Source organism: Staphylococcus sp. AntiMn-1 (assembly GCF_001663395.1).
Lineage (GTDB): Bacteria > Bacillota > Bacilli > Staphylococcales > Staphylococcaceae > Staphylococcus > Staphylococcus equorum.
The window spans coordinates 1,327,868-1,342,278 of record NZ_CP012968.1; the positions used below are offsets into that span (position 1 = coordinate 1,327,868).

General features: G+C 33.1%; 15 protein-coding genes. All 15 read right to left on the bottom strand.

Features of this window, described 5'->3' with window-relative positions; translation table 11 throughout:
- Positions 1–3 precede the first annotated feature (3 nt).
- On the bottom strand, positions 4–702 hold the full coding sequence (locus AOB58_RS06550) for an HAD family hydrolase (RefSeq protein ID WP_021339600.1): 699 nt from the start codon (positions 700–702) through the stop codon (positions 4–6).
- Positions 703–776: 74 nt separating this feature from the next.
- Positions 777–1,727 (bottom strand): FecCD family ABC transporter permease, encoded by a 951-nt coding sequence (locus tag AOB58_RS06555; RefSeq protein ID WP_021339599.1) that lies wholly within the window; start codon positions 1,725–1,727, stop codon positions 777–779.
- A gap of 140 nt (positions 1,728–1,867) precedes the next feature.
- Positions 1,868–2,755, bottom strand: a complete 888-nt coding sequence (locus tag AOB58_RS06560; RefSeq protein ID WP_021339598.1) for an ABC transporter substrate-binding protein — start codon at positions 2,753–2,755, stop codon at positions 1,868–1,870.
- Between the two features lie 199 nt (positions 2,756–2,954).
- Positions 2,955–3,725, bottom strand: a complete 771-nt coding sequence (locus tag AOB58_RS06565) for a MerR family transcriptional regulator (protein ID WP_021339597.1) — start codon at positions 3,723–3,725, stop codon at positions 2,955–2,957.
- A 60-nt stretch (positions 3,726–3,785) separates the two neighbouring features.
- A complete protein-coding gene (locus AOB58_RS06570) occupies positions 3,786–4,421 on the bottom strand; it encodes an endonuclease III domain-containing protein (RefSeq protein ID WP_021339596.1) in 636 nt (211 codons plus the stop codon).
- A 167-nt stretch (positions 4,422–4,588) separates the two neighbouring features.
- Positions 4,589–6,256, bottom strand: coding sequence for an arginine--tRNA ligase (gene argS, locus AOB58_RS06575; protein ID WP_021339595.1), 1,668 nt, complete (start codon positions 6,254–6,256; stop codon positions 4,589–4,591).
- Positions 6,256–6,669 carry a YwiB family protein gene (locus AOB58_RS06580; protein ID WP_064783130.1) on the bottom strand — a complete coding sequence of 138 codons (414 nt, stop codon included), beginning with the start codon at positions 6,667–6,669 and terminating at the stop codon, positions 6,256–6,258. The genes argS and AOB58_RS06580 overlap by 1 nt, the downstream gene beginning before the upstream one ends.
- Positions 6,670–6,958: 289 nt before the next feature.
- Positions 6,959–7,471, bottom strand: a complete 513-nt coding sequence (locus tag AOB58_RS06585) for a YwhD family protein (RefSeq protein WP_021339593.1) — start codon at positions 7,469–7,471, stop codon at positions 6,959–6,961.
- Positions 7,472–7,629: 158 nt separating this feature from the next.
- A complete protein-coding gene (locus tag AOB58_RS06590; RefSeq protein WP_172457955.1) occupies positions 7,630–8,946 on the bottom strand; it encodes an HD domain-containing protein in 1,317 nt (438 codons plus the stop codon).
- 17 nt (positions 8,947–8,963) lie between these two features.
- Positions 8,964–9,443, bottom strand: a complete 480-nt coding sequence (locus AOB58_RS06595) for a GNAT family N-acetyltransferase (RefSeq protein WP_021339592.1) — start codon at positions 9,441–9,443, stop codon at positions 8,964–8,966.
- A 135-nt stretch (positions 9,444–9,578) separates the two neighbouring features.
- A complete protein-coding gene (locus tag AOB58_RS06600; protein WP_002508428.1) occupies positions 9,579–10,121 on the bottom strand; it encodes a flavodoxin family protein in 543 nt (180 codons plus the stop codon).
- A gap of 263 nt (positions 10,122–10,384) precedes the next feature.
- Entirely contained in the window at positions 10,385–11,320 is a 936-nt protein-coding gene (locus AOB58_RS06605) for an aldo/keto reductase (protein WP_064783131.1), read from the bottom strand.
- Positions 11,321–11,774: 454 nt separating this feature from the next.
- Positions 11,775–12,116: a YuzB family protein gene (locus tag AOB58_RS06610; protein ID WP_064783132.1), complete on the bottom strand. Its 342-nt coding sequence runs from the start codon at positions 12,114–12,116 to the stop codon at positions 11,775–11,777.
- A gap of 244 nt (positions 12,117–12,360) precedes the next feature.
- Positions 12,361–13,329 carry a sugar phosphate isomerase/epimerase family protein gene (locus AOB58_RS06615; protein ID WP_064783133.1) on the bottom strand — a complete coding sequence of 323 codons (969 nt, stop codon included), beginning with the start codon at positions 13,327–13,329 and terminating at the stop codon, positions 12,361–12,363.
- A gap of 30 nt (positions 13,330–13,359) precedes the next feature.
- A complete protein-coding gene (locus AOB58_RS06620) occupies positions 13,360–14,397 on the bottom strand; it encodes a Gfo/Idh/MocA family protein (RefSeq protein WP_031266058.1) in 1,038 nt (345 codons plus the stop codon).
- Positions 14,398–14,411 lie beyond the last annotated feature (14 nt).

The following is a 14,411-nucleotide window of genomic DNA, read 5'->3' on the forward strand; positions in this document are numbered from 1 at the left end:
TGATTATCTTCCTTTCTTCGCTATAGATAATATTTTTAATAATTCTTCAGTACTTCTAATCGTAAAATCTATTTCTTCAGGTAATGGTTCTACTTCAACATCATCGTCTTCCTTGAACCAAACGCTAATCATTCCCATCGCTCTCGCAGGTGCAACATCATTTAACGGATCATCACCCACATACATCGTTTCTTCTGGTTTTGTCCCTAATTGGGATAACATATCTTCAAAAATCTTAGGATGTGGCTTACGATAACCTACTGTTTCAGATGTAGACAAATAGTTAATCGCATCTTCTACACCTAAAGTATGCATACGAAATTGTTTAATTTTCGACTTTCCATTTGCGATTACACCCGTGAGGTAGCCATTACTTGTTAACTTTTCAAGTGTATAAAGCGTGTCGTAATAAGGAAATACATAACGATAAAAATGCATTTCAAAATCATTAAATAAGTCTTTCCACGTTAAGCGATCAACATGAAAATCTTTAATAATTGCTTTGTACAACTCTGGTTTATCATGATCTTCATCGTCATCTAATTCTATAAATTTTTTCTTAAAATCTTCAAGTTGTATACGTACTAAATAATCATGAAACCTTTCATACTGTTCTTCTATAAATTTTTCGCGTGATTTTTTTCGATCTAAAAGTGTACCTTCTAAGTCAAAGACGACCGCTTTTACTTGTGTTAAGTCCATCATCATTACCTCTTTAATTCAAACTTTTACTTTAATTCATGCTTAACTGTATATATTCATCTATTTATACTTCGTTATTCATACATGCGTGGTTGTGTAATCAAGATATAGAATAATACTGGTATACCCAGTAAAGCGAGTATAATACTTGCAGGCACTTGGAATGGTTCTAAAACAACACTTCCTAACCAATCTGAAAGCACCATAATTGTACCACCAATAATCATATTAAGTATCATTTGTTGCCCTAAATCATAATGACCACTGTGTCGCCGCACAAGTTGTGGTATAACCATACCAATAAAGCCAATAATACCAACAAAAGCAACGATTACTGCAGTTAAAATTGATGCAATCAACAACACGCTATATGTCATGCTTTGAACATTTAAACCTAATGATTTGGCTCGTAAATCGCCAAGTTGTAATAATTTAATTTTAGAAATCATGCTTAATAAAATAATAACACCAATGAGTAGCACTGTGCCAATGTATACCACTTCGTTATATTCAGCTGAAGAGAATCCACCAAACATATAATTGACAATATTATTCATTTTATTTTGATTAAATATAATGAGTATATATAGAAAGGCGTTAAATAAAGCCCCTATCATGATACCCGATAATATCAATGTTCTAATCGGATACCCCCTCGACATCGCTATCGTTAGAGCAAGGACTAAAATCAATGTAATAATACTGAATGCAACTGAAAATATTGGCAACCAAATAAATGACATTCCTAGGACGACAGCCAAGCCTGATCCAAATGTTGCCCCGCTCGCTAACCCTAATGTAAAACTATCTGCTAATGGATTATTTAATAAGGTTTGAAACATATGGCCTGCAAGTGTTAAACCAATACCTGCAAGCAATGCTTGTAGTGTTCTTGGTATTCTAACTTGAAAGAGGATAGTTTGGGTCAGTGCGTTGCCGATATCCCCAATACTCCATAATAAACTTAGCAATATGCTAGCAATGAGTACTGTTAGCCATATTATGATTGATTTATAGTACTGCATTTTTTTGCCACGCTTTCAATGAAATCTTTCAATTATTACAATATCATCTGTTAATGCTTAACACTACACCTGCCTCTATAAATGCCAGGAATTTCATAAGCTCAAGATTGTACGGTAATATGGTTATAGCGATAAATATGCTACTCTTTGTATATGGCTTCTTTTAAAGCTTTTAGTCCATCATCAATACGTGGACCGGGACGCGAAATTTCATCGCCATCCACAGCTTCAACCTGATTTTGTTGCACTGCTTTTATGTCACTAAATCCACCACGATTATTTAATATTTTTTGATATTCGGCTTTAGAAATACCCATTGTCGAAATCATAATATCTGGATTCTTCTTAATAATTGCTTCTTTACTTACTTTTTGCCAACCTTCTAAATTCGAAAAACTATTCGTTGCGTTTAATTCGCTTAACATATCATCAAAAAAAGTGTTATTACCCGCTGTAAATATTTCTGGTTCAGAAGATACTTCCATAAACACTTTTTGCGGTTTAGCATCTTTTGGTACAGATGCTTTCACTTCTTTAATATTTTGTTTTGTCTCTTTAATGAGTGCATTTGCCTCATCCTCTTTACCAGTCACCTGCCCAATTTGTTTAAATGTGCTATACATTTCAGTAATTGACTGTGCATCTTTCACGTAGACTATTTTAACGCCACTATCTTTAAGCGTATTTAATATATCACTACTTGTCGCTTTCTGGGATTCATGCGCTAAAATTAAATCTGGTTTTGCTTTTAATAAGGATTCTTTATTTAATTTCATTGCATCAAACTGCTGCTTATCTTTAACTTCTTGCGGATAATCATCAACAGTGGAGACACCCACAATATTATTTCCTAATCCTAATTCATACAATATCTCCGTATTACTAGGCATCAACGATATTATCCTATCATAAGATTGTTTGTCCGAATTCTTTGCTTTCTCTTTCGTTTGGTCTTCGTTTGTTCCACAAGCTGCTAATAAAAATACTAAAACAATAAAAAGATAAAATATTTTATGAGGTCTTTTCACGTCGTAATCTCCTAGTTCATATTTTTCTTTATCATATCAAAATTCAGCCCAATTTTAATTAACAAACCTAAATTTTTTCTATAAATACACATTTAATGGTGAAATCACTAAAAAAACACCAAACGACTGCTATCAGTCATTTGATGCCTAATTAAGCGTTTATGTCATATTTTATAAACAACTTCAATGGAAGACAAATTTAACTTAAATTATCTTCTTTATTAACAAATATACGCATTGTTTGAATTAAATAATGATGGAAATCATCGTTTCGATTTTTGTTAATATTCTTTATAAATCGCTCATCTTGTTCATACGTATGTGCCATATATTCGATAAATTGATCATCACAATTAGGCACTTGAATCGATAAAATACATTTGAGTTCTTCAATATTGTCAACTGCTTGATTAGGTGTAACACCTTTATTTTGTAGTTGATTCATTTTATTAAAAAACGCTTCAAGTTGCTGTGCTATTTTATCATAATCAGACTGTTGTTGATTTTTAGTTTTTCGAGCGTTATTTTGTTCAAATGCTTGGTAGTAATTAGAATCTTTATATTTGCTGTATGCTTCACGCTCATATTGTCCGGTTAAATCAAATCCATTGAAATCTTTAATCTCCAACGCCTCATATTGATGGTTTTCAAAATGTTCTTCTAACTTTTCTAATATACGATTGAATTGATTACGTTTGTCTAAAACAATTTCATAACGAGTACTAAGAATTTCATTCTTTTCAGTTATAGTGCTTTCAAAATATTGTTTTATTTCTTCTAACGTTAATTCTAGCGCTCTTAAAAATAAAATATGTTGTAGTTTCGTTAAATTTTCCATGTTATATGATCTGTAACCTTGCTCATATACTTGATTTGGTATTAATAGACCTATCTCATGGTAGTAACGTAATGTACGTGTACTTATACCCGTGATATTTGCAATGTCTTTCGGACTAAATTGTTGTTTCATTTATCTCGCCTCCTATAACGCAGTATGTAGTATAACGTTACGTGAAGGTCAACCTCTTTTTTAATTTTCAAAATAAGCATCTAAAAATGTATATTTTGTATTTATTTTACCGTTAAAATAATTTTTACCAAAATTATCTAACAATGCGTGGAATTCGTTAGCATCTTGATTTGAAAAATCATTTGGTAGTTTAATGTGTCGTTTTAATTGTTCATAACTGTTTGTTTGCGTATATCCTAATTTTCGATATAGCCTCCTTGAATAACTGTCTGCAATAAACTCAACGCCTCCAAAGACATATACAATGAGTACATCAGCTGTCTCACTGCCAATGCCTTTAATTGCTATCAACGCTTTTCTCAAGTCTTGTTTATAATGATCATTAATCTCCTGGTAATCAAAATCATAGTGCTCCAACCAAGTTAATAAAGAGAGAATTGTTTGCGCCTTATTTTTATAAAATCCACTCGATTTAATTAATATTTGTAACTCTTCTATCTTTAAATTCAAGATGTGTTGTGGTTCTAAATGTGTTGCTTGCTTTAAAGATTCAATTGCATATGCTGCATTTCGCCAATTCGTATTCTGAACGAGAATCGCGCCCAACATAACTTCTATTTTTGATTCTGCCGGCCACCAACCCTGTGGACCCATGTGATCATATAGTAGTTGATATAACGTTTTTGTATCCAACATAGTATCCCCCATCCCTCTTCAACTTTAAGTTTTATAATTATTTGTAAGTTAATTTATTAAAAAAGAGCGAGCAACAATTTGTTATTGGATAAGTTGCTAAACTATCTAATCCATACAAATCTATTACTCACTCTCGTTAAGTGAATCTTATCATTTTAAACTTTTACTTACATAGATTCTGGTGCATTAACGCCGACTAAATCTAATGCATTATGCATTGTGATTTTGACTGCATTAATAAGCGCGATTAACGCTGTTGTCTTTTCAACATCATCTGTTAATACTTTTTCCGCATTATAGAATTTATGGAAGTGAGATGCTAACTCTTGAATATAATTTGTAATTCTATGAGGTGCTCTTTGAACTGCTGAACTTTCAATCATTGTTTCGAATTCAGCTATTTTTTTCAATAAATCAATTGCTTTTGCATTTGTGATATATGAAAAATCCGCTTCTTTTGAAGGTTTAATCCCTCTTTCTTCAGCTTGTTTCAAAATCGAACAAATACGTGCATGTGCATACTGTGCATAATACACTGGATTGTCTTGAGATTCTTGTTTCGCTAGTTCCATATCAAAGTCAAAATGTGTATCCGGACTACGCATTGTTAAGAAATAACGCGCAGCATCTACGCCAACTTCATCCATAATTTCACGTAACGTAATTGCATTACCTGTACGTTTACTCATTTTCACTTCTTGTCCATCTTGCATTAAGCGAACCATTTGCATAATTTGGATCTCAAGGCGATCTTTTTCTACACCGAATGTTTCTAACGAAGCTTTCAAACGATTGATATAACCGTGATGGTCTGCACCAAATAAGTTGATTAACACATCGTTGCCACGTTCTATTTTATCAAAATGATAAGCGATATCTGGCAAGAAGTACGTGTAGTTGCCGTCTTTCTTAATTAATACTCTATCTTTATCATCTTTGAAATCAGTCGTACGTAACCACGTTGCACCATCTTGTTCATACGTATAGCCAAGGTTTGTCATTTTATCTAAAACTTTTTTAATTTCGCCTTTTTCGTATAAAGATGTTTCACTAAACCAACTGTCAAAGTGTGTATTGAAATCAGACAAGTCTGTTCTTAATTTTTCCATCTCATAATCGACACCGAGTTGTCTAAACGTTTTTATACGTTCGTCCTCTGAAAGGTCTTTTAACTCAGGTTGTTTGTCAGCTAAATCTTTACCGATATTAATGATATCCTTACCGTGGTAACCGCCTTCTGGCATTTCAAAAGAATCATCACCAAGCGCTTCGAAATAACGTGCTTCAATTGAGCGCGCTAAATTCGTAATTTGATTACCAGCATCGTTGATATAGTATTCTCTAGTTACTTGATAGCCTGCTGCTTCTAAGATATTTGATAATGTATCTCCGACTGCTGCATTACGGGCATGTCCAATATGTAGGTCTCCTGTTGGGTTTGCAGAAACATACTCTACTAAGATACTTTTACCATTAGCTTCTTCAGTATGGCCAAATTTGTCGCCTTTATCCATTGCTTCAGAAATGATTGCAGTTAAATACGAATTGTCTAAATAAAAATTAATAAATCCAGGACCTGCGATAGCTACTTTTTCTACTTTAGCTTTTGTTGTATCTAAATTATCTACAATAGCTTGTGCGATTTCACGTGGATTGCGTTTTGCTATTTTTGTTAAGACCATTGCAATATTTGTTGAATAGTCACCATTACTTTTATCTTTAGGAATTTCTATTTTGATTTCTGGAATTTCACTCGTATCAGCAAGTTGTGCCTGTTGGATACTGTTATTAATTTCTTCAACCAATGTTTGTTTGACTTGATCAATTATGTTCATTATGGTGTCTCCTTATAAGTAATTTCATATTGATAAGATCCCATTTTCTCTTCATCTTGAATTAAATCATAATGTACTTTCAATTTGCCACCGTCAGGCGTAACAAAATGTAAAATGGAATGTGTACGTACCGTTAGTGGGATGCGTCCGCCACTAATTTCATATAAAGTAATCGTATCTTCACCTTCAACGAAATGAAGAATCATTTTAATTTCACCGTTGCGAATGATTTTGACACCTGCTTCTTCAATTTTCACTGTCACATTTACAATAACATCATTAATTTCTTCTTGATATTGGATAAATTCAGCATTGCGTTTTTGCCAAGATCCTTGTGTATTTTGCGAAAATTTCTCTTTATTATCAAATTGTTTAACAATTTGTTTCGTCTGGATATTAACATTGTTTTCCAATGTGCGTTTCACCCTAATCTTTAAAATAATACAAACAATTATAGCATACTTGAAATAAGCAATACAGTTGCGAAAACAATTTTCAAAGCGTTAATTTCACACTAACTGAAAATATAGAATTTCTTTTTATCTACCTAAGTCAGCAGCAATATAAGAATAACTGAATAGATTTTACATGCAACACTTACAATTAAGTTGAATTCACATAATAAAAACAGCCAGAATTCAAACAATTCGGCTGTCTACTTAATCTAATACCAACATGGCTTAGATGTTACTTACATTAAATTTACTGTGTGTTTAATGCGTCATGCAAAGCTTGTTCAGAATTATTCCACATCTCTATATCATGCGCTTTAAGAAAATCTTTTAAAACTTGTTTATTTTCTTCACCGATGTGTTCAATTTCTATTTGACGTTTCATAGATTTATCCATCATATTGACGTGTTCGGGCATACTTTTATATCCTCTACGAATACTTTTATTCACCATTAAATAACAGCCTGTAACACCTGCGTAGTATGGACCATTTTCGCCTCGTTCAGTCGTAACCCAGCATAGCCAATACTCTTTGGCATCTTCACCTTCAACGACTTCTTTTTCTTTAATCCATTTAACACCTTTTTCAACACTTGCGCGCGCATGCATACCACCAATATCAATAAAGGCTTCCTTATTTTGAACATCAATAAAGACAGGCGCTACGTTATCTAAACTGATTGAACCGATATTCGTACCTTTATGTCCATCTAGTGGGTCATTCTTAATGATGTTAAATTTAAAACCTTTGCTTTCAGCCACTAGCAAACACCTCCCATAAAATAAGTTTCATAATTAATTGTAATATCTACGTTCTATTTTAAAACCACAATACGTCTCATGTATACTTAAATGGTTTTTAAAAGTTGGATTCAAAACGACAATTTAATGGCGAACACTTTTCTACCATTGGTTAATCGCTAATTCAATTCATTTAAAATGCTGATAATCGCATTTCCTATATTTTCATCTTCAATTTCAGTAATAAACTCTTTAGGATAATATAGTTTATAATCCTCCCTGTTTATACCAGTAATACTATGAATGATCAATGACTGACTACTAATTTCACGTATTTTACCATTACGGCGCAATAAATGAATAGGTTGTCTATCTGACCCAGGCCTATCATAATCGTATGGTAAATCCGAGAACGATTCACTTACAAAATAATAATTTGGATCTATACCTGCTTGTATAAACAAATCGGTTAATTCTGTAATTGTAATAATAGAACCGTCAAACGGCATGTATTTAAATAAGTCACGATTAATAAAACGACGGGATAAATCACTTAAGATTGCATCATCTTCTTTCACCCATGCTTTTAAATAATACAGTACCACGGCTTCATCTAAATCCACGTATTGTTCAATTGTCATGGACTCTTCAAAGAACGGTATGAAATCTGTAGGATGCATTTTAAATGTATAGCCTTCCTCATATAACTGCTTCGCGCGTTTCAAACAATTATTTAATAATACTTCCCCACCTCGACTTACTGGGTGGAAGTAGATTTGCCAATACATTTGGTAACGACTCATAATAAAGTTTTCTACTGCGTGCATACCACTTTCTTTAATAAGCACTTCATCTTTAGATGGGCGCATTAATCTTAAGATACGTTCCATATCAAACTGGCCATAAGATACACCTGTGAAATATGCATCACGCTGTAAATAATCCATTCTATCTGCATCAATTTGTGATGAGATCATAGAAATCACTAATTTATTCTTATGCGTTTTATTAATTACATCTGCAACTTGTTGCGGAAAATCCTCTGAGACACGCTTTAATACTTCATTTACTTCAGTTGGTCCCGTAATAATCGCTTGTGTAAATGCTTCGTGATCCGTGTTAAAAATTTTTTCGAAACTATGTGAAAATGGTCCATGCCCTAAATCATGTAATAAAGCAGCACATAAAGCTAAAGGTCTGTCATCATTATCCCATGCTTCGCGACCATCAAATGAATCATCAATCAATCTACGTACAATTTCATATACACCGAGCGAATGCCCAAATCTACTATGTTCTGCCGTATGGAATGATAAATATAATGTGCCTAACTGCTTAATACGACGCAAGCGTTGAAATTCTTTCGTCTTAATTAAATCCCAAACCACTTGATCTCTGACATGAATGTACCTATGAATCGGGTCTTTAAAAACTTTTTCTTCAGGTAACTTTTGTGTAGCATAAGTTGTAAATGTCAATGTAGTCCTCCTGTTCATACCCTATACTTTGCAGATCATTTTAATGGCTTACGTAACAACGCTAAGTCCATTGCTTCACCGTACATTACATGTGTGTATGAGCGTACTTTTTCAAAACCTTTTTGTTGGTAGAACGTCATAGCTTCTTCATTTTTATTATCTACTTCTAAATAAACTTCATTATAGTCATCTTTAAAATAATGAATACCTTCGGACAATAGATTAGAACCATAACCATGGTGTTGCCATGATGGGCTCACATAATGTGCAGACAAGAATAATTCAGTACCATAAATAAATATAGCAAAGCCAATAATATTTTCGTCTTCTTCGACTACTAAAAACAATTGATCTTCTAAACGTTTTAGTAAATGTTGTTCATTATATGAAGCAGCCAATAATTCATTTACTGTCTTAGCTGCATAAATATTTAAATACGTATTATACCAAGCTTTTGTTGCTACATCTCTGATGCTGACAACATCTTCTGCAGTTGCTTTTCTTACTTTGTGCATGTTGCTCTCCCCCTATTTAGATAGGTAATAATAGCTACATTATAACATAATTTTAGTATTCAAAATACTTTATCTATCTAGAATAAAAATAGTTTGAACAACATAAATCATTTGCTCAAACTATCTTTAATATATTTACTTTTGGCCTAATGTTTGTTGCCATTCTTGTGCACGTTTTAATGCATAAACGTCCTTTTCAATATCGCCTGGCTTTTCAGCAGTACCAATAATATAACCTGATAACGTTGCGCCAATAAATTCCAAGCTATATTTCACTTGTGTGATACATGGCTTTCCTTTAACTTTCGGGAAATCTCCACCAACGATGATTAATCTAAAATCTTTTTTCGCCATTTCTTCTTTAAAATTTTTATAATTTGGGTCCATTAATGTTTCAGACCAATGATCGAAAAATGCTTTTACTGATGCCGATAAACTGTACCAATACACCGGCGAAGCAATAATAATCGTCTCACTCGCTAATACTTTATCAATAATCTCTTTATAATCATCATTATATGATTCTATTACCTTATTATCATGTCTTACATCTCTAACTGGATTTAATTGATATTGTGTTAAATCTATCCATTCGTAGTCGTATCCTGCTATGGCCGCTTTAGTTAAATGAGCAGTGTTTCCCTCTGGTCGACTGCCCCCGAATAAAACTGTGATCATAATAATCTCCTTCTACTACTAAATTAATAATATATCTGTTGAGCTTTATAATTATACATTTTGACTATTTAGGTAAACTTAATTAATAATCCTACACTAAATAATGGAATTATTAAACAGAAAAATGAAAATACATTAATAAATTAAATTGTTTGCTCAAAAATAGTACTTTTCCAACATACTATTTATCTATATTTTTAGGTTTAAAGTTTATAAATATAAAAAGTAGATAAACACTACATGGTTCATCTACTTTAATGTTATTATTCTATTGGAAATAACTGTTCTATTTTTTCGATTTCCTCATTTTTTAATTTAAAATCAAGGGTTATTAAATTATCCACGACTTGGTTTGGTCGTTTGGCTCCTGGAATAATAACATCTAATGATGGTTTAGTAAGATAATACGCTAATACAACATGTACTACATCTACTCTATGATTATCAGCAATCACTCTGAGTTGATCTACTTTTTCTAAATTTTCTTGATATCTTTCACCTTGAAACTCTGGATTTTCAGCACGAAGATCATCAAATTTCGTGTTCTCTGTATATTTACCAGCTAATAGACCTGATACTAATGGGAAATATGGAATAAATGTAATATTATTTTCTGAAGTATATTCTAAAATCGCCTCATTTTTACGATTCAATAAATTATATTCCATTTGAACGACATCTACGTATCCATCTTTATTCGCTTCTTTTAATTGTTCTAAGCTGAAATTCGAAACGCCAATTGCTTTTATTTTGCCTTCGTCTTTTAATTCTTTTAAAGCTGCTACGGCTTCATTTTTAGGTGTTGATTCATCTGGAAAATGAATATAATACAAATCAATATAATCTAATTGTAGACGTTTTAAACTTTGTGCCACCTGCTCTTTTAAGAATTGCGGATCATTCGAGACTTGTACATTTCCGTCTTCATCAAAATAATGTGCACCCTTCGTAGCTATCGCAAATTCTTCTCTCGTAAATTCTTTTACTGTCTCCCCGACAAGTTCTTCTGAACGTTCAGGTCCATAGATAAATGCCGTATCTAATAAATTAATATCATTTCTAATTGCTGTACGTACAGTTTCTTTCCCTTGTTCTTCATCTAAATTATTATAAAAGTTATGACCACCTACTGCGTTCGTTCCTAAAGCAATGGGTGATACTTTAACATCTGATTTACCTAATTGTACTTTTTCCGCCAAACTTCTTCAGCTCCTTATATTAAATATGAATCGCGTATTTTAAAATACGCTTTCTATATTTATGCTCGTTAGCCTCGCAATATTATTGAACAACCTTTTGCACGTCTTTATAAATCAATAGCTAAAAACCGGTGTGCAAAGAACCATTAAAATTTAATTGTTTCACTAACTTCATAATTTGTATTTACCCTTTTCAGTTCATTTTATATGTGTTTTCATAAATAAATTGTATTTTTAAACCATTTCATTACTTTTATCAACAAATGAACCAAATATAATACTGTCTTTATAGAATTTATCATGATAATTCTAATATATTAAATAAATTGCTTGGACCAGAACAACACTAATTGCTATAAAAAACACAAAAAACAGCAGTGCAACTTAAATTCATAAGTCTCACCACTGCTCATTCACTTTCAAATATTATCAATATAAACATTGCATCTATATGTTATTTCGCACTTTTTCGCTGTGCGAGTTTCTCTTTCAATTTTCTATCTTGTTCTTCTTTACGACGTTTACGCAACTCATTACGCTGTCTCAAGCGCTCTTCTTCTTCTGGATCTCTTGGTTTTTGTAACTGTTTCATTACTTTTTCCATGAGTTCTTCTTCTGTTAGTGTAGCCAGCGGACGGTTATTAACAAACGCAAATGTTTTTCGTCTGCCTGGCCCACAATAGGATTGACAGCCAATCTCTATTTCAGCTTCAGGGTCTAATTTCGTCAACTTTTTTTCTAATGATTTACAATCCACGCCCTGACAATCATCACAAATCAGAAACTTATTTTGCAACTACACCCTCACCTTTCTAGTAATATACAGAGTCAAAAATCCTATGCTAATTTAATATGTATAGGTGCACGCATTCACATTTTTTGTATTTACAACTCTAATTATTTTACTCTTTTTAGTAAAAATTTCAAGTTTTTAATTATATTGTTTGCCTATTATGACTTGATTCAAGTTGTCTTATAAATAAAAAAGTGAACTTAGTATATGCTTTTATATTCGCATACTAAGTTCACTTCATCGACTTTTAAGTCCACCATAAATCTGGTGCAGGATTTTCTATATTTACTGATTTCAAATTATTTACTGCTTTAGTAAAACCTTCTTCAATCGACATAATCGGATCTTCATGTTCGATACTTACGACATAATCATAGCCATTGATTCTCAATGCGCTAATGATTTCTCCCCATACTTGTGGGTTATGACCATAGCCTACAGTTCTAAATGTCCAAGCACGCGTTTGTACATTGCCATAAGGTTGCATATCCGTTAAACCATACATATTTACATTTTCTTGATCAATGTATGTATCTTTAGCGTGAAAATGGTGAATTGCATTTTCACGACCTAAAATTTTAATTGCAGCAACTGGATCGATACCTTGCCACCACAAATGACTAGGGTCTAAGTTAGCACCAATCGCATCATTTGTCGCTGCTCTTAATTTCAACAATGTATAAGGGGTATGTACTAAAAATCCCGCATGTAGTTCAATTGCGATTTTGACACCTTGTTCTTTTGCGTAATCTGCTGCTTTTTTCCAATATGGAATTAGTTTTTCTTCCCATTGCCATTCTAATATTTCAGAATAGGCTGTTGGCCATGGCGTTACTGGCCAATTAGGATATTTTGCTGTTTCATCCGAACCAGCCACACCTGAAAAAGTATTAACCACTGGCACATTTAATAAAGCCGCTAATTTTATTGTTTTAAACAAAGTATCATGCGCATCTTGTGCATGATCTTGATTTGGTGAAATTGGATTATTGTGACAGCTAAAAGCACTAATGCCTAAACCACGTTGTTGTATTTTTTCTAAATATTCAGCTCTTTTACTTTCATCTTCTAATAATTCATCTAAAGGACAAAATTGATTACCTGGATTACCTCCAGTACCTAATTCAACCATATCAACACCCGCATCAGCTACATAGTCCAACATTTCTTCAAAAATCTTATCTTGAAATAATACTGAGAACACACCAATTTTCATAAATTAAACCCTCCTCAAAATTTTAAAACATTACAATCGAATACTATGTCCTTCTGTGCTGCTTTGATATATCGCATCTATTAATATATTAATTTTTTGCGCTTGTTCAGGTTGTACGACTAACGCTTCATGCCCTAGACAACTGTTCACAAAATTAAGTGCTTGTCTCTGGGCTGCAATTTCTTCATCATGTGCTGCATCGGCTTGTTCTGTAAAAAACGTGCCAAACCGTGGTTGGTATATTTCAAAGGGATATAAACTTATGCCACCGTCCACACCTGAAATACTTATATGTTTTGTATCTTCTTTAATATTTGCTGACCAGGAACATTCAAATTGCATCGTTGAATGATTTTCAAAAGTAATGAAGCTCGTGACATGATCATCTACATCAAACGTTTCATGATCAAATTCTCCCCAGTCATTGATTTGATTCGGCGTTTTGCTTAGTCTGTTATATGTTTTACCTAGGACTTCAATGGGTTCAACATCTTTTAATAACCATAATGACAAATCTAACAAGTGACATCCGTAATCGATCAGACTACCACCACCTTGCAATGTTTTATTCGTAAACACACCCCAACCTGGCACTTTTCTTCTACGTAAGGCTTGTACACGTGTGACAAGCGCATCACCAACCACGCCCTCATCCACAGCATTTTTTGCGGTAATCGCAGCATCCGTAAATCGATAATGATAGCCTATAGCCAATAATTTGTCAGCACGCATAGCAGCTTTAACCATCTGTTCGCATTCTAATTGATTCATCGCCATCGGTTTTTCACAAAACACATGGACACCCGCTTCTAAAGCCGCAATAGAAATTTCTGCATGGAATTTATTTGGTGTGCAAATAGCTACGGCATCAACCTTTTCAAACATAGCTTCATAACTTTCAAACACTGTACCAATTGCGAATCTATCCGCTACTGTTTTTGCCAGTGTTTGATTGACGTCTTGCACTGCCACAATTTCAGCAAGATGACTTAAATTTTGAAATGCAGGAATATGTCTGCCTTGCGCAATACCACCACAACCAATAATCCCGATTTTCAATTTTTCCACATTCTCCATAGTAA